Source organism: Streptomyces sp. NPDC025651, assembly GCF_055558735.1.
In genome coordinates this window covers 227388-243362 of record NZ_JBVHLZ010000013.1, presented here as the reverse complement: position 1 = coordinate 243362, position 15975 = coordinate 227388, and the positions used below count along the sequence as shown (strand labels likewise).

Below are 15975 nucleotides of genomic sequence, written 5' to 3'. Positions count from 1 at the left end.
ACTTTTGGCACGCTGTTGAGTTCTCAAGGAACGGACGCTTCCTTTGTACTCACCCTCTCGGGCTTTCCTCCGGGCGCTTCCCTTCGGTGTTTCTTTTGTTCTTGCGTTTCCGACTCTATCAGACTCTTTCGTGTCCGATTTCCTCGGTGCCTTTCGGTTCCCGGTCCGGCCTTTCGGCCTTCCCGTTTCCCTTTCCGGCGGTTCCGACTTTATCAGAGATTCTGAGTCGGAATTTCCGCCCCGCTCCGGTCGGTCCCAGGCACGTGAGTGCTCGGGGCTTCCCTCGCTGGCGGAGCCGTAAACCTAACGGAGCGGGGCGCCCCGATGCAAATCGAGGCGCCCCGCTCCGGAGATCGCGTAGTCGAAGGGGTCAGACCTCGACGACCACGGGCAGGATCATCGGGCGTCGGCGGTAGTTGTCCGAGACCCACTTGCCCAGCGTGCGGCGGATGAGTTGCTGCAGTTGGTGGGGCTCGACGACGCCGTCCTGGGCCGACTTCTCCAGGACTTCCTGGATCCTCGGGATGACGGCGCCGAACGCCGAGTCGTCGATGCCGGAGCCGCGTGCCTGGACGTGCGGGCCGCCGGTGATCTTGCCGGTGCTGGAGTCCACGACGACGAAGACCGAGATGATGCCCTCGTCTCCGAGGATCTTGCGGTCCTTCAGCGCGGGCTCGCCCACGTCGCCGACCGAGAGGCCGTCGACGTACACGTATCCGGCCTGGACCTTGCCGACGATCTTGGCCTTGCCCTCGACGAGGTCGACGACGACGCCGTCCTCGGCGATCACGATGCGGTCGTGCGGGACGCCGGTGAGGGCGCCGAGCTCGGCGTTGGCGCGCAGGTGGCGCCATTCGCCGTGGACCGGCATCAGGTTCTTGGGCTTGCAGATGTTGTAGAAGTACAGGAGCTCGCCGGCCGAGGCGTGGCCGGAGACGTGCACCTTGGCGTTGCCCTTGTGGACGACGTTCGCTCCCCAGCGGGTCAGGCCGTTGATGACGCGGTAGACCGCGTTCTCGTTGCCGGGGATGAGCGACGACGCCAGGATCACCGTGTCGCCCTGGACGATCCGGATCTGGTGGTCGCGGTTGGCCATGCGGGAGAGCGCGGCCATGGGCTCGCCCTGGGAACCGGTGCAGACCAGGACGACTTCGTTGTCGGGGAGGTCGTCGAGCGTCTTCACGTCGACGACCAGACCCGGCGGTACGCGGAGGTAGCCGAGGTCGCGGGCGATGCCCATGTTGCGGACCATCGAGCGGCCGACGAAGGCGACCCGGCGGCCGTACTCGTGGGCGGCGTCCAGGATCTGCTGGATGCGGTGCACATGGCTGGCGAAGCTCGCCACGATGATCCGCTTCTGGGCGCCGGCGAAGACGCCGCGGATCACGTTCGAGATGTCCCGCTCGGGCGGGACGAAGCCCGGCACCTCGGCGTTCGTCGAGTCGGAGAGGAGGAGGTCGATGCCCTCCTCGCTCAGCCGCGCGAACGCGTGCAGGTCGGTGAGGCGGCCGTCCATCGGCAGCTGGTCCATCTTGAAGTCGCCGGTGGCGACGACCATGCCCGCGGGGGTGCGGACGGCGACGGCCAGGGCGTCCGGGATGGAGTGGTTGACCGCGACGAACTCGCAGTCGAACGGGCCGAGGTGCTCGCGGTCGCCCTCGGCGACCTCCAGCGTGTACGGCCGGATGCGGTGCTCCTGGAGCTTCGCCTCGATCAGCGCGAGCGTCAGCTTGGAGCCGATGAGCGGGATGTCCGGCTTCTCGCGCAGGAGGTAGGGGACACCGCCGATGTGGTCCTCGTGGCCGTGCGTGAGGACGATGCCCTCGATGTCGTCGAGGCGGTCCCTGATGGACGTGAAGTCCGGCAGGATCAGGTCGATTCCGGGCTGCTCCTCCTCGGGGAAGAGCACTCCGCAGTCGACGATCAGCAGGCGGCCGCCGTACTCGAAGACGGTCATGTTGCGGCCGATCTCGCCGAGGCCGCCGAGCGGGGTGACCCGCAGGCCGCCCTTCGGGAGCTTCGGCGGAGCGCCGAGTTCAGGATGCGGATGACTCAAAAGACTCTCCTCACCACGCGCGCCACGTACCTCCAAGGCACGTGGCGCGTATGACGTTCGTGCAGTAGCAGTTGTTTGTGTGGGGTGCGGGCGGACGACGGTTCACGTCGCGCCCGCGGTGTTTCGCGTATTCAGTTGTGAAGTCTGTGGTTACAGCTGTACCCCGCCGGCGGCGAGGTCGATCTTGAGCTGGGCCGTCTCGTCGGGCGACAGCTCCACCAGCGGCAGACGCAGCGGACCCGCGGGCCGGCCCTGGAGGGCGAGCGCCGCCTTGGTCGTGATCACGCCCTGGGTGCGGAACATGCCGGTGAAGACCGGGAGCAGCTTCTGGTGGACCTCCGTGGCCTTCTGCACGTCGCCCGTGAGGTGCGCCTCGAGCATGGCGCGCAGCTCCGGGGTGACGACGTGGCCGACGACGGAGACGAAGCCGCATGCGCCGACGGACAGGAGCGGCAGGTTCAGCATGTCGTCGCCGGAGTACCAGGCGAGGTCCGAGCGGGCGATGGCCCAGCTCGCGCGGCCGAGGTCGCCCTTGGCGTCCTTGTTGGCGACGATCCGGGGGTGCTCGGCGAGCCGGACGATCGTCTCCGTGTTGATCGGTACGCCGCTGCGGCCCGGGATGTCGTAGAGCATGACCGGCAGCTCGGTGCTGTCGGCGATGGCGGTGAAGTGCCGGAACAGGCCCTCCTGCGGGGGCTTGTTGTAGTACGGCGTGACGGTCAGGAGGCCGTGGGCGCCGGCCTGCTCGGCGGCGCGGGCCAGCTCGATGCTGTGGCGGGTGTCGTTCGTACCGACGCCCGCGACGATGTGGGCGCGGTCTCCGACCGCGTCCAGTACGGCTCGTACGAGATCGTTTTTCTCCGCGTCACTGACGGTCGGGGACTCACCGGTGGTGCCGTTGATGACCAGGCCGTCATTGCCTGCGTCCACCAGGTGGGCGGCGAGCTGCTGCGCGCCGTCGAGGTCAAGTGCGCCGTCCGCCTTGAAGGGCGTGACCATGGCGGTGAGGACCCTCCCGAAGGGGGTCTGCGGAGTGGAGGTCGGAGCCATGGGTAACACGCTACTCGCTGCTCAGCGCGGGGTCCCCCCTCGGGGGATGCGAGCGGACCTGACAAGTGTGGAGCCCGGCACTGCCTGCTCGGGGGTTCAAGCAGTGCCGGGTCCGTTTGATCAGGCTAGATGAACTTCACGAAGTGCCGCAATACGGACACTTCGCTCGGCGCATCCGTACATCAGTGCCTTACGGCGCCACACGTCCGTTCTTGTTGAAGGCCGCGTGGGTGAGAGGCATCAGTTCGGCCCAGTGCTGCTCCATCTTCTCGCCGACCATCTCGATCTCCCGCTGCGGGAAGGACGGGACCTTGGCGAGCTCGTGCTGGGTGCGCAGGCCGAGGAAGTGCATCAGCGAACGGGCGTTGCACGTCGCGTACATCGAGGAGAAGAGGCCGACGGGGAGCACCGAGCGGGCGACCTCGCGGGCGACGCCGGCGGCGAGCATCTCCTGATAGGCCTCGTACGCCTGGCGGTAGGAGTCCTCCATGACGCGGCCCGTCAGCTCCTGCTGGGCCTGGGTGCCCTCGACGAAGACGTACTTGCCCGGGCGGCCTTCCTGGACGAGCTTGCGGGAGGCGTCGGGGACGTAGAAGACCGGCTCCAGCTCCCTGTAGCGACCCGATTCCTCGTTGTACGACCAGCCGACGCGGTGTCGCATGAACTCGCGGAAGACGAAGATGGGGGCGCTGATGAAGAACGTCATCGAGTTGTGCTCGAAGGGGCTGCCGTGGCGGTCCCGCATCAGGTAGTTGATCAGACCCTTGGAGCGCTCCGGATCCTTCTGGAGCTCGTCGAGGGACTGCTCGCCCGCCGTGGAGACTCGGGCCGCCCACAGGACGTCCGAGTCGGTGGCGGCGTGCTTCACGAGCTCGACGGTGACCTCGCTGCGGAAGCTGGGCTTGAGGTCTTCGGTGGGGGTCTCGCTCACAGGCGGGGGTCCTTCCATGTGCATCACTCGGGCGGCGCCCACTCTATGGCCAGCCACTGACAATCGGTCCCTCGGTGACCGGCTACGACATTCTTCGACTAATTTGCTGAAACAGGGCACCTTTTGGGCGATTCGAGCGTCTGTCTAATCACAGAGGTTCGTTCGAGACCCGTGAGGAGAAGCGCACCCCATGTTCCGTCGGCGAGAGCCCGTCCCGTTCGCCTTCATCGCCGAAGCCGACAAGTTCCGCAGCAACGTCACTCCCCCGCCCCGAGAGCGCGCATCGGCAGGCCAGATCGTCGGTCGCACGCTCATGGGCCTCACCGTGGTGGCCGGTCTGGTGGGATCCCTGCTCTTCGGGATGCCCGCGATGTCCGCCGACCAGTCACCCGCGAAGACACAGCAGTCCGAGGCGTCCGACGGTCGCTGACCGGCCCGGACCAGCACGGATCAGCGCGGACCGACGCCGTTCGGCGCTGACTCGTCCGGACCCCCAAGGGTGGTAGCAGGGGACACGGCTCGATAGCCTCACCGGGCACAGCCCAGTGCGTGGATCGAGTGAGGATCAGCCCGTGCCCCTGCCCTTCCTGACCGCGGACCGCGCTTTCGACGACGCGGCGGACGACGCCGCCCTGCCCTTCGAGGACCGCGATCACTGGCGCCGGCCCTACCGTCCGGGCCCCTGGCGGGTGGGCGCCGCGGCCCTTCTGCTGCTGCTCGCCTCGTACGTCCTGTTCGCCGCCGTGATCATCGCGTTCGCGGACTCGCTCGCGGGTGCCGCGATCTGCGCGGGGCTCGCCGCTCTCATCATCGCGAGCTCCGTGCGGCTGCTGCGCATGGGGACGTGGGTGAGCGCCCAGGGGCTGCGCAGGGTCGGCTTCCTGACGACGCAGACCGTGCCGTGGGCGCAGGTCGCGACCGTCCGCACCGCGCAGCAGCCGGTGCGGTGGCTGGGCCTGCCCCGCACGGTGCAGGGGCAGGCGCTCGTTCTCGTACGACGTGACGCGCAGGCCGATGGGCCGCAGCCTCTGCTGACCGACCGGAACGCCGACTTCCTTGCGCGGCACGAGGCGTTCAACCGCGCCGCCGACTCCATCGAGGTGTGGGCCGACGAGTACCGGCCCACCGCCTAGGCACACCTCGTCAGACGTCGACCGGCTTGCCCGCGTGCAGGGCGATGGCCCGCTGCATGGCCTTCCGCGCGCGAGGGGTGTCCCGCGCGTCGTGGTAGGCCACGGCGAGGCGGAACCAGCAGCGCCAGTCGTCCGGTGAGTCCTCCGTCTCCGCCTTGCGGCGGGCGAAGACCTCGTCGGCCGAGTCGCGGTCGATGCGGCCGGCGGGGGTGCGCTTCAACTCGTCGACGGGGAGGCCGCCTTCGGCCTCCAGCTCGGCGGCGAGACGGTTGGCGTTCCGGACGAACTGGGTGTTCTTCCAGAGGAACCAGATGCCGATGAACGGCAGGATCAGCACCGCGACGCCGAAGGTGACGGTGAGCGCGGTGCCGTGCTGTATGAGGAGCACGCCGCGGCTGCCGACCAGGACGAAGTAGACGACCAGGACGGCAGCCGTGACGGCGTAGGTGATCTTTGCGCGCATGGGTGTCAGCTCGTGGTCAGCCGAGGTCCAGGAAGTGTTCCAGGCCGAACGTGAGGCCCGGCGTGCTCACCACGCGGCGCGCGCCGAGCAGGATGCCCGGCATGAAGCTGCTGTGGTGCAGCGAGTCGTGGCGCACGGTCAGGGTCTCCCCCTCGCCGCCGAGCAGGACCTCCTGGTGGGCGAGGAGACCGCGCAGGCGCACCGAGTGCACCGGCACGCCGTCCACGTCCGCGCCGCGCGCGCCGTCCAGGGCCGTCGACGTGGCGTCGGGCTGCGGGGCGCTGCCCGCCTGCCTGCGCGCCTCGGCGATGAGCTGGGCGGTGCGCTGGGCCGTGCCGCTGGGGGCGTCGGCCTTGTTCGGGTGGTGCAGCTCGACGACCTCGACGGACTCGAAGTAGGGCGCCGCGATCTGCGCGAACTTCATCGTCAGGACCGCGCCGATGGAGAAGTTCGGGGCGATGAGCACGCCCGTCTCCGGGGAGGCGGCCAGCCAGGTGCGCAGCTGCGCGAGGCGCTCGTCGTTCCAGCCCGTCGTGCCGACGACGGCGTGGATGCCGTTGCGCACGCAGAAGTCGAGGTTGCCCATCACCGAGTCCGGGTGGGTCAGTTCGACCGCGACCTGGGCGCCGGCGCCGGTCAGCTTCTCCAGCTCGTCGCCCCGGCCGAGAGCGGCGACCAGTTCCATGTCGTCGGCGGCCTCGACGGCCTTCACGGCCTCGGAGCCGATCCGGCCCGCGGCCCCGATGACCGCCACGCGCAGCTTGCTCATGTCCTTCATTCCTTAAGGGAGTTGGGCCCTGTTGTGCCGAGTCCTCCGGCGGCCTAGGCGACCGCTTCGTGGAGGCGGGCGGCCTGCTTGTCCTTGAGCGGGCCGATGGCCGAGAGGGACGGGCGGCGGCCGAGGACGTCACGGGCCACTTCGCGCACCTCGTCGGGGGTGACCGCGGAGATCTTGGCCAGCATGTCGTCGACCGACATGTGCTCGCCCCAGCAGAGTTCGCTCTTGCCGATGCGGTTCATCAGGGCGCCGGTGTCCTCCAGGCCGAGGACGGTGGAGCCCGCGAGCTGGCCGATGGCGCGGCCGATCTCGTCGTCCGTCAGACCGTGCTGCGCGACCTGGTCGAGCTCGTCGCGGCAGATCTTCAGGACGTCGTGCACCTGGCTGGGGCGGCAGCCCGCGTACACACCGAAGAGGCCGGTGTCGGCGAAGCCCGACGTGTACGAGTACACGCTGTAGGCCAGGCCGCGCTTCTCCCGCACCTCCTGGAAGAGGCGGGAGGACATGCCGCCGCCGAGCGCCGTGTTCAGGACGCCCAGGGCCCAGCGGCGGTCGTCGGTGCGGGCCAGGCCCGGCATGCCGAGGATGACGTGGGCCTGCTCGGTCTTGCGGTTGATGACCTCGACGCGGCCCGAGGTGCGCAGGGCGCGGGAGCCCTGGCGCGGGATCATCGGGGTCGCGTCCGTGCGCTGGAGGGCGCCGGCCTTCTCGAAGGCGGCGCGGACCTGGCGTACGACCTTGTTGTGGTCCACGTTGCCCGCGGCGGCGACCACGAGGTGGGTCGGGTCGTAGTGCTTCTTGTAGAAGCGGCGGATGCGGTCGGCGGTGAGGGCGTTGATCGTCTCCTCGGTGCCGAGGACCGGGCGGCCGAGGGGGGTGTCGCCGAGCATCGTGTGCGCGAACAGGTCGTGCACGCAGTCGCCCGGGTCGTCCTCGGTCATCGCGATCTCTTCGAGGATGACGCCGCGCTCCGCCTCGACGTCCTCCTGGAGGATCAGGGAGCCGGTCAGCATGTCGCAGACGACGTCTATGGCGAGCGGCAGGTCGGTGTCGAGCACGCGCGCGTAGTAGCACGTGTACTCCTTCGCCGTGAAGGCGTTCATCTCGCCGCCGACCGCGTCGATCGCGGACGAGATGTCCAGGGCACTGCGCTTGCTCGTGCCCTTGAAGAGGAGGTGCTCGAGGTAGTGGGTGGCGCCGTTCAGGGACGGGGTCTCGTCGCGCGAGCCGACGCCTGCCCAGATGCCGAAGGTCGCCGAGCGCACGGAGGGCAGCGTCTCCGTGACGACGCGCAGGCCGCCCGGGAGGGTCGTCCTGCGGACCGTGCCGATGCCGTTCTCGCCCTTGATCAGGGTTTGGGTACGGGCGACGGCCCGCGCCTCCGAGGAGACGCGGGCCGTCGTCGTGGTGCTACGCGACGTCACTTGTCGGTGTCGTCCTTCTTGTCGTCGCCCTCTTCACCCTCGATGACGGGGATGAGGGAGAGCTTGCCGCGGGAGTCGATCTCGGCGATCTCGACCTGGACCTTCTGGCCCACACCGAGGACGTCCTCGACGTTCTCCACGCGCTTGCCGCCGGCGAGCTTGCGGATCTGCGAGATGTGCAGCAGACCGTCCTTGCCCGGGAGCAGGGAGACGAACGCGCCGAAGGTCGTCGTCTTCACGACGGTGCCCAGGTAGCGCTCGCCGACCTCCGGCATGGTCGGGTTGGCGATGCCGTTGATCGTGGCGCGGGCGGCCTCGGCGGCCGGGCCGTCGGCGGCACCGATGTAGATGGTGCCGTCGTCCTCGATCGTGATGTCGGCGCCGGTGTCCTCCTGGATCTGGTTGATCATCTTGCCCTTGGGGCCGATGACCTCACCGATCTTGTCCACCGGGATCTTGACGGTGATGATGCGCGGCGCGTTCGGGGACATCTCGTCCGGAACGTCGATGGCCTCGTTCATCACGTCGAGGATGTGCAGACGCGCGTCACGGGCCTGCTTCAGCGCGGCGGCCAGGACCGAGGCGGGGATGCCGTCGAGCTTGGTGTCGAGCTGCAGGGCGGTCACGAACTGCTTCGTGCCGGCGACCTTGAAGTCCATGTCACCGAACGCGTCCTCCGCACCGAGGATGTCGGTGAGGGTGACGTAGTGCGTCTCGCCGTCGATCTCCTGGGAGATCAGGCCCATGGCGATACCGGCGACGGCGGCCTTCAGCGGCACACCGGCGTTCAGCAGCGACATGGTGGAGGCGCAGACGGAGCCCATGGACGTCGAGCCGTTGGAGCCGAGGGCCTCGGACACCTGACGGATCGCGTAGGGGAACTCCTCGCGCGTCGGCAGGACCGGCACGAGGGCGCGCTCGGCGAGGGCGCCGTGGCCGATCTCGCGGCGCTTCGGGGAGCCGACGCGGCCGGTCTCGCCGGTGGAGTACGGCGGGAAGTTGTAGTTGTGCATGTAGCGCTTGCGCGTCACCGGGGAAAGGGTGTCGAGCTGCTGCTCCATGCGGAGCATGTTGAGGGTGGTGACGCCCAGGATCTGGGTCTCGCCACGCTCGAACAGCGCCGAGCCGTGCACGCGCGGGATGGCCTCGACCTCGGCGGCCAGGGTGCGGATGTCGGTGACACCGCGGCCGTCGATGCGCTTCTTCTCCTTGATGACGCGCTCACGGACCAGGGTCTTGGTCAGCGAGCGGTACGCGGCGGAGATCTCCTTCTCGCGGCCCTCGAACTGCGGGAGCAGCTTCTCGCCGGCCAGCGCCTTGACGCGGTCCAGCTCGGTCTCGCGCTCCTGCTTGCCGGCGATGGTGAGCGCCTGGGCGAGCTCGGTCTTGACGGCGGCGGTCAGGGCCTCCAGCACGTCGTCCTCGTAGTCGAGGAAGATCGGGAACTCGCCGGTGGGCTTGGCGGCCTTGGCGGCGAGGTCCGACTGGGCCTTGCACAGGACCTTGATGAAGGGCTTCGCGGCCTCCAGGCCGGCGGCCACGATCTCCTCGGTCGGCGCCTCGGCGCCGCCCTTGACGAGCTCGATGGTCTTCTCGGTGGCCTCGGCCTCGACCATCATGATCGCGACGTCGCCGTCCTCCAGGACGCGACCGGCGACGACCATGTCGAAGACGGCGTCCTCGAGCTCGGTGTGCGTCGGGAAGGCGACCCACTGGCCCTTGATGAGCGCCACGCGCGTGCCGCCGATCGGGCCCGAGAAGGGCAGGCCGGCCAGCTGCGTGGAGCAGGAGGCGGCGTTGATCGCGACCACGTCGTACAGGTGGTCGGGGTTGAGGGCCATGATCGTCTCGACGACCTGGATCTCGTTGCGCAGGCCCTTCTTGAAGGAAGGACGCAGCGGGCGGTCGATCAGGCGGCAGGTCAGGATCGCGTCCTCGGAGGGGCGGCCCTCGCGGCGGAAGAACGAACCGGGGATCTTGCCGGCGGCGTACTGCCGCTCCTCGACGTCCACCGTCAGGGGGAAGAAGTCGAGCTGGTCCTTGGGCTTCTTGGACGCGGTGGTGGCCGAGAGGACCATCGTGTCGTCGTCCAGGTAGGCCACGGCGGAGCCGGCGGCCTGACGGGCCAGGCGGCCCGTCTCGAAGCGGATGGTGCGGGTGCCGAAGGTGCCGTTGTCGATGACGGCCTCGGCGTAGTGGGTCTCGTTCTCCACTAGCGGTTCTCCTACGTGTCTACGTATGTCTACGTGTCGTCTTCTCGCCCCTTGGCCCGTGTGGCCGGGGGCGGGGGTCCCGTGAGTGGTGCGGGACCGTGTGGAGAAGCGCGCCGTGTGTGCGGGCCGGTCTTCGATCGAAGCACCCGGGGATGTCTCCCGGGGGCCACTACCGAGGACCGGCGGCGGCTGGGTGCGCCTCTCCCTCTTGGGGTGTGGGGTACTCGTGGGGACGTACGTGGGCGTGCTTGGTATCACCAGACTACAAAGCGTCAGTGACACTGCGCACGTACAGCAAAGGGAGCGGCCCCCTTCGAGTGCTTCGAGTGGGAACCGCTCCCTTCACGGCGACTTACTTGGCGCCCGCCGCACCGCGACGGATGCCGAGGCGGTCGACCAGCGCACGGAAGCGCTGGATGTCCTTCTTGGCCAGGTACTGCAGCAGGCGGCGACGCTGACCGACCAGGATCAGCAGACCACGACGGGAGTGGTGGTCGTGCTTGTGGGTCTTGAGGTGCTCGGTCAGGTCCGAGATGCGGCGGGAGAGCAGTGCGACCTGGACCTCGGGGGAGCCGGTGTCGCCCTCCTTCTGGCCGAACTCGGTCATGATCTGCTTCTTCGTAGCGGCGTCGAGCGACACGCGTACTCCTCGTGATGTCTTCGAGTGCCTCCGAGTGCCCCTGGTCTACGTCTCAGGGGAGCTTCCGTGACTCGGGAGGCCGGGATGGGCCGCGGGGCGCGGGGTCCGGATCCCCTGGGGATCCGAGCGTGCGCAGACAAGCGGCCGTTACACAGGGTACCAGTCGGTCCGAGAGGCCCCTTACGCGGGCCCGCGAAACCTCTGAACAGGGCGGAATGCCCCCGATAGGCTAACCGGACAGCTCTTTCGTACGTCGTGAAGGGACCGCTCCGCCATGACCGAGCCGCAGGACAAGGCACGCAAGGAACGCGAGAAGGAGGAGCTCTACGCCCTCGACATCTCCGGTGTCGAGTGGCAGAGCGCTCCGGGTACGGAGGAGCACGAGGAGCGGGTCGAGATCGCGTATCTGCCGGGAGGCGCCGTGGCGATGCGGTCGTCGCTCGATCCGGGGACCGTGCTGCGGTACACGGAGGCGGAGTGGCGGGCGTTCGTGCTCGGGGCGCGGGACGGGGAGTTCGATCTTGAGCCTTCGGTGCGGAATGGGGGGCTGGGGGGCGAGTAGGCCCTCCTTGCGCCTTCGGGGTACGGCGCGGTCTCTTCGGGGGACGGGGCCGGTGCTCGGGAGGCTCGGGAGGCTCGGGGCCGGCGCTCGGCCAGGGCTCGCTACGTTGCCCGGATGTGCCCGCTTCGGTGCGCGCGAGCGCGATGGACGGACGGCAGCTGCTGGACGACTCTTATGTACGGGCTCTGTGGCTGCGGTTCTGACGGAGATCAGAAGGAGTAGCGCGGGGGCGAGCAGCCCCGGCGGGCCGTCTGGTCCTCGGCGAACTCCTTCAGCGGCCGTCGCTTCACCGCCTCGACGATGCCGTCGCCCAGGAGGCGGTTGCTCCAGCCCCCGTACCAGGCGGCGAAGGACAGCGGGGAATGCGTCGTCCTCGTCGGACATGGACTCAGGTGCGGTGACTCAGGTGCGGTGGAGAGGTCGCAATGGCCTGTCGGGCCTGCGTCGTTCGCGAGGCAGATCGGCCCGCGCCGCCCATCCGCAGGGCGTGCCCTTCGCGCGGGGCAGCGGGACGGGCTTCGGGTCGTCCCCCTCCGGCATCACCAGCGGGACGTCCCGCCCGGGGGCGCTGATCCGCTCGGGGCGCCGATCCGCTCGGCACCGCAATCGAGCTTGTCCGCGGCCTTGTTGGCGAGCACGACGGCCGTGCGGTACACGGCTTCGGGGACTCCCACGTGGGTCTCGCCGCCCAGCGTCGTACGCACCAGAAGCTTGCGCTGTCTGCCCTCCGCCGGACCTCATCTTTCGATGTCCGCCCCCCCCTGCCCCTGAGGGGCATCGCGCCAATTCACGGCGGGCTGTCATGTGTTGGGGCATTTGTCTGTCACGGTTTGATGTACGTGGAACGCTCCTGGGCGGGGCGTGACGCAATGGACAGCATTGGTGGGGTGGACGGCCCTGCCGTGCTGGTGGTTTTGGTGATTAGGCTGGGACAGGACGCGACGCCAGAACCCTCGAGCGGGTCGTGCGCGTCCCTCAACGGGGAGAGCCAGGCGGATCGGACGACAGGAACGGTCGCCCCCCACCACGGCACGAGGGTGCTCGACCACACCAGGAGGCATTGTGAACAGCGATCGGGACGAGATCCGCGGGGGCTGGGACTCACCCGTCGATGATCAGTCCGACGCGGAGTCCGCTGCCGAGACGACGGGCGAGTTCACCATCGACTACGCGCCGCCCGCCTGGTACACGCAGAACGCTTCGGGCAGCGCGGGCGAGACGCCTTCGGCTCCTCCGGTCTCCACGCCGCCGGCCTCCACTCCTCCGGCCTCCACTCCTCCGGTCTCCACGCCGTCCGCTCCGACGCCGCCTGCCTCTGCCTCGGCTGCCTCGGCTGTCTCGGCTCCGGAGGCCGAGCCGCAGCCTGACCCGGCTCCGGTCGCTTCCACGCCGCCGCCCATCACCCCCTCCTTCGCGATGCCTCCGGCTCCGCCGGTTCCCAGCGTGGTGCCGAAGCTGCCGGTGGGCAGCGGGTTCCAGCCCGCGGAGCCGGAGAAGCCGCCCGTCGTGCCGCCGGTGGCCGCCGACGGTGGCGCCTCCGACTGGAGCGGGGCCCTTGCCGGGCCCGCGGCCTCCGTGCACGTGACCGGTGTCGTACCGAAGAGCGAGGTCGACGCCTTGGCCGAGGCCAAGGACGCGGACGCGGACGCGGACGCGGACGCGGACGCGGACAAGGGTCTGGGTGAGGAGGAGGTCCAGGAGAGCGAGGCCGAGGTCGAGGTCGAGCCCGTTGCCGAGAGCCTGGGCAGCGGTGACCTCGAAAGCGGTGCCACCATGCGGTTCTCGGCCCGTGCCCTCAAGCAGGAGATCGAGGAGCGGGCCACGGCGGAGGCCTCCTCCGAGGCTCCCGAGGCCGAGGCTGCCGACACTTCTGTGGTTGCCGAAGGTCCTGCGGTTGTCGAAGGTCCTGCGGTTGCCGAGACGTCTGAGGTTGTCGAGGCAGCTGAGGGCGCTGACCTCGATGCCGCCGTCGACAGCGATGACGACCTTGATCGCGACGAGGTCTCGGCCGTGGCCGGTGATGACGTCGAGTCCGGCTCCGGCTCCGGCTCCGGCTCCGGCTCCGGCTCCGGCTCCGGCTCCGGCGATGCTTCTGGTGACTCCGGCGAGGCGTCCGGCGAGGACGAGCCCGCCGATTCCGTGCCGGTCGTCGACGGTCGGGGTGATCAGGGCGAGCAGGACCCCGACGAGGTCTCCGACGCGGCGGCGGGCGACGACGCCGAGCCGTCCGACGCCGTCAGCGACGCCGTTCCGCAGGACGCCGTGCCCGCCGCGGCCGAGGACGACGTACAGGACTCCGTGCCGCCGTCGTGGACTCCGCCGCCGCCCGCGCCGCAGGACGGGCTGCCGCCCCTGCCGCCCGCGTACCAGCCCGCGGCTCCGACCTCCGCTCCGCAGTGGCCCATGCCCGCGCCGACTCCGCCGCCCGCGCAGTCCTCGCCCGAGCCCGTGCGGGCGCAGACCCCGCCGCAGGCGCCCGCGCCCGCACCGGCCCCCTTCCCCGCCCAGGTTCAGCCGCAGGCTCCGCAACCCGTGCCGGGAGCGTGGAACACGCCTGCCGCTCCTGTGCCTCCGGCCGCCGAGGCGCAGGCCCCTGAGCCGCCGCAGGGGAGTTACGGATTCCCGCAGCCGCCCGCGCCCGTGTCGCCCGTCGCGCCTCCCCCGTCGCCGGTCGCCCCCGTCGCGCCGCCCGCGCAGAACGCCATGCCCGCTCCTGCCCCGACCGCACCCAACTCGCCGGTACAGCCGGGAGGTTACGGCTTCCCGCAGCCGCCTGCCCCGCAGGGACAGCAGCCCACACCGATCCAGCAGCAGCCCCACCCGCAAACCCCGGCACCGGCACCGGCACCGGCACCGACCACACCCAACTCCCCCGCCCAGCCCGGCGGATACGGCTTCCCGCAGCCGCCTGCCCCCCAGGGACAGCAGCCGCACCCGCAAGCCCCGCAGGCCCAGGCACCTCAGCCCCAGCCTCAGCCCCAGCCCCAGCCGCCCGTTCACCCGCAGGCGCCTCAGGCCCAGCAGCCCCTTCCGCCCGCCGTGGCACAGCCGCAGCCGCAGGCCCACGCCGCTCCCCCGCAGCAGCCCCAGCAGCCGCAGGCCCAGCAGCCGGGGCAGCCGGGACAGCAGGGCCAGCCGCCCATCGACCCCCGTACCGGAGCCGCCTGGCCGCAGGCCGTGCAGCACGATCAGCGGGAGCGGACCAACCCCGGGGCTCCGCTCGGGTACACCGCCGCCGTCGAGCTGTCCTCCGACCGACTGCTGCGCAACACCAAGCCGAAGGCCAAGAGCAGCAGGCCCGCGGGCGGCGGCTCGCGGTTCAAGATCGGCGGCAAGAAGGAAGAGGCCGAGCGGCAGCGGAAGTTGGAGCTCATCCGGACCCCGGTGCTCTCCTGCTACCGCATCGCCGTCATCAGCCTCAAGGGCGGCGTGGGCAAGACGACGACCACCACCGCGCTGGGTTCCACCCTCGCCACCGAGCGGCAGGACAAGATCCTGGCGATCGACGCCAACCCCGACGCCGGTACGCTCGGGCGCCGCGTGCGGCGCGAGACCGGGGCCACCATCCGTGACCTCGTCCAGGCGATCCCGTACATCAACTCGTACATGGACATCCGCCGGTTCACCTCGCAGGCGCCGTCCGGGCTCGAGATCATCGCCAACGACGTCGATCCGGCCGTCTCGACGACCTTCAACGACGAGGACTACCGGCGCGCGATCGACGTACTCGGGAAGCAGTACCCGATCATCCTGACCGACTCCGGTACGGGCCTGCTCTACAGCGCCATGCGGGGCGTCCTCGACCTGGCCGACCAGTTGATCATCATCTCGACGCCGTCCGTGGACGGTGCGAGCAGTGCGTCCACGACGCTGGACTGGCTCTCCGCGCACGGGTACGCGGATCTCGTCTCGCGGTCCCTCACCGTCATCTCCGGTGTGCGCGAGACGGGCAAGATGATCAAGGTCGACGACATCGTGTCGCACTTCGAGACGCGGTGCCGGGGCGTTGTCGTGATCCCCTTCGACGAGCACCTCGCCGCCGGTGCCGAGGTCGATCTCGACATGATGCGGCCGAAGGTGCGCGAGGCGTACTTCAACCTTTCGGCGCTGGTCGCCGAGGACTTCGTGCGGGCTCAGCAGCAGCAGGGGCTGTGGACGTCGGACGGGAATCCGCCGCCGCACATGGCTCCGCCGATGCCGGGGCAGCAGATGGCTCCGCCTCAGGCGCAGCCGCAGCCGGGGCAGCAGGGTTATCCGGGGCAGCCTCAGCCGTACGCTCCTCAGCAGCCGCAGCCCGGGCAGCAGCCGCAGGGGTATCCGCAGCAGCCGGGGGCGCCGCAGGGATGGCAGGTGCCGCCTCAGGCCCAGCCGCCCGTTCAGCCGGGGGCGCCGTTCCAGGCGCCGCCTCCGCCGCAGCAGTAGTTGACGCCAACTCCCCAGTGGGCCCGCACCGTTCCTCGGTGCGGGCCCACTGGCGTACCGCCCCTTGTTCCTCGCACCCCGCAGCTTCGGGCTGTGCCCACCCGTTCCGCCGTGCGGAACGCCTGCCCACAGCAGGAACGGATGCAGCACCGCCAGCCCAAGCGGAACGCCTGCCCACAGCAGGAACGGATGCAGCACCGCCAGCCCAAGCGGAACGCCTGCCCACAGCGGGAACGGCGGAAGCGGGCAGCACAGCCGGTCCACCGCTGCACGCCAGGTCACGTCCCCCCTCCCCTCACCGTC

Annotated in this window: 14 protein-coding genes and 1 pseudogene; 5 read left to right on the top strand and 10 right to left on the bottom strand. The window is 69.9% G+C overall.

Features of this window, described 5'->3' with window-relative positions; all coding sequences use genetic code 11:
- Window positions 1–370: 370 nt before the first annotated feature.
- From ACZ4D5_RS36800 to thyX, 3 genes are all read right to left on the bottom strand, one after another.
- Window positions 371–2056 carry a ribonuclease J gene (locus tag ACZ4D5_RS36800; protein ID WP_467776818.1) on the bottom strand — a complete coding sequence of 562 codons (1686 nt, stop codon included), beginning with the start codon at window positions 2054–2056 and terminating at the stop codon, window positions 371–373.
- Window positions 2057–2206: 150 nt separating this feature from the next.
- Window positions 2207–3106: a 4-hydroxy-tetrahydrodipicolinate synthase gene (gene dapA / locus ACZ4D5_RS36795; protein WP_467776817.1), complete on the bottom strand. Its 900-nt coding sequence runs from the start codon at window positions 3104–3106 to the stop codon at window positions 2207–2209.
- Between the two features lie 190 nt (window positions 3107–3296).
- On the bottom strand, window positions 3297–4037 hold the full coding sequence (gene thyX / locus ACZ4D5_RS36790; protein ID WP_467776816.1) for an FAD-dependent thymidylate synthase: 741 nt from the start codon (window positions 4035–4037) through the stop codon (window positions 3297–3299).
- A 190-nt stretch (window positions 4038–4227) separates the two neighbouring features.
- On the opposite strand from thyX, the gene ACZ4D5_RS36785 reads away from it, so the two are divergent.
- A complete protein-coding gene (locus ACZ4D5_RS36785) occupies window positions 4228–4467 on the top strand; it encodes a hypothetical protein (protein WP_362343644.1) in 240 nt (79 codons plus the stop codon).
- Between the two features lie 142 nt (window positions 4468–4609).
- Entirely contained in the window at window positions 4610–5170 is a 561-nt protein-coding gene (locus tag ACZ4D5_RS36780; RefSeq protein ID WP_467776815.1) for a PH domain-containing protein, read from the top strand.
- A 10-nt stretch (window positions 5171–5180) separates the two neighbouring features.
- On the opposite strand, the gene ACZ4D5_RS36775 is transcribed toward ACZ4D5_RS36780, so the two are convergent.
- From ACZ4D5_RS36775 to rpsO, 5 genes are all read right to left on the bottom strand, one after another.
- Window positions 5181–5633: a hypothetical protein gene (locus tag ACZ4D5_RS36775; RefSeq protein ID WP_467776814.1), complete on the bottom strand. Its 453-nt coding sequence runs from the start codon at window positions 5631–5633 to the stop codon at window positions 5181–5183.
- Window positions 5634–5649: 16 nt separating this feature from the next.
- The gene (dapB, locus tag ACZ4D5_RS36770) at window positions 5650–6402 is read right to left on the bottom strand and encodes a 4-hydroxy-tetrahydrodipicolinate reductase (protein ID WP_467776813.1); all 753 of its coding nucleotides are present in this window, start codon (window positions 6400–6402) and stop codon (window positions 5650–5652) included.
- A 53-nt stretch (window positions 6403–6455) separates the two neighbouring features.
- Entirely contained in the window at window positions 6456–7835 is a 1380-nt protein-coding gene (locus tag ACZ4D5_RS36765; RefSeq protein WP_467776812.1) for a M16 family metallopeptidase, read from the bottom strand.
- Complete coding sequence (locus ACZ4D5_RS36760; RefSeq protein WP_362343630.1) at window positions 7832–10048, bottom strand: polyribonucleotide nucleotidyltransferase; 2217 nt, start codon at window positions 10046–10048, stop codon at window positions 7832–7834. Before ACZ4D5_RS36760 ends, ACZ4D5_RS36765 begins: the two co-directional genes overlap by 4 nt.
- Before the next feature lie 352 nt (window positions 10049–10400).
- Window positions 10401–10688, bottom strand: a complete 288-nt coding sequence (gene rpsO, locus ACZ4D5_RS36755; RefSeq protein WP_030363216.1) for a 30S ribosomal protein S15 — start codon at window positions 10686–10688, stop codon at window positions 10401–10403.
- A 274-nt stretch (window positions 10689–10962) separates the two neighbouring features.
- Here rpsO and ACZ4D5_RS36750 point away from each other — a divergent pair, with 274 nt between their 5' ends.
- Window positions 10963–11250, top strand: coding sequence for a DUF397 domain-containing protein (locus tag ACZ4D5_RS36750; RefSeq protein WP_467776811.1), 288 nt, complete (start codon window positions 10963–10965; stop codon window positions 11248–11250).
- Window positions 11251–11789: 539 nt separating this feature from the next.
- Here the strand turns inward: ACZ4D5_RS36750 and ACZ4D5_RS36745 are convergent.
- Window positions 11790–11954, bottom strand: a complete 165-nt coding sequence (locus ACZ4D5_RS36745) for a hypothetical protein (protein ID WP_467776810.1) — start codon at window positions 11952–11954, stop codon at window positions 11790–11792.
- A 358-nt stretch (window positions 11955–12312) separates the two neighbouring features.
- On the opposite strand from ACZ4D5_RS36745, the pseudogene ACZ4D5_RS36740 reads away from it, so the two are divergent.
- A pseudogene (locus ACZ4D5_RS36740) lies at window positions 12313–12393 on the top strand (SCO5717 family growth-regulating ATPase); the annotation flags it as partial.
- A gap of 23 nt (window positions 12394–12416) precedes the next feature.
- Here ACZ4D5_RS36740 and ACZ4D5_RS36735 read toward each other — a convergent pair.
- The gene (locus ACZ4D5_RS36735) at window positions 12417–12650 is read right to left on the bottom strand and encodes a hypothetical protein (protein WP_467776828.1); all 234 of its coding nucleotides are present in this window, start codon (window positions 12648–12650) and stop codon (window positions 12417–12419) included.
- A 43-nt stretch (window positions 12651–12693) separates the two neighbouring features.
- Between ACZ4D5_RS36735 and ACZ4D5_RS36730 the strand changes: the two genes are divergently transcribed.
- A complete protein-coding gene (locus ACZ4D5_RS36730) occupies window positions 12694–15672 on the top strand; it encodes a MinD/ParA family ATP-binding protein (RefSeq protein ID WP_467776827.1) in 2979 nt (992 codons plus the stop codon).
- Window positions 15673–15975 lie beyond the last annotated feature (303 nt).

What these genes read in the sequence shown, in the direction of transcription:
- dapA (WP_467776817.1), bottom strand. Translation starts at nt 3,106, where the DNA reads ATGGCTCCGACCTCCACTCCGCAGACCCCCTTCGGGAGGGTCCTCACC.
- ACZ4D5_RS36785 (WP_362343644.1), top strand. Translation starts at nt 4,228, where the DNA reads ATGTTCCGTCGGCGAGAGCCCGTCCCGTTCGCCTTCATCGCCGAAGCC.
- ACZ4D5_RS36775 (WP_467776814.1), bottom strand. Translation starts at nt 5,633, where the DNA reads ATGCGCGCAAAGATCACCTACGCCGTCACGGCTGCCGTCCTGGTCGTC.
- dapB (WP_467776813.1), bottom strand. Translation starts at nt 6,402, where the DNA reads ATGAGCAAGCTGCGCGTGGCGGTCATCGGGGCCGCGGGCCGGATCGGC.
- ACZ4D5_RS36750 (WP_467776811.1), top strand. Translation starts at nt 10,963, where the DNA reads ATGACCGAGCCGCAGGACAAGGCACGCAAGGAACGCGAGAAGGAGGAG.
- ACZ4D5_RS36735 (WP_467776828.1), bottom strand. Translation starts at nt 12,650, where the DNA reads ATGGGCGGCGGCGTGGAAGCGACCGGAGCCGGGTCAGGCTGCGGCTCG.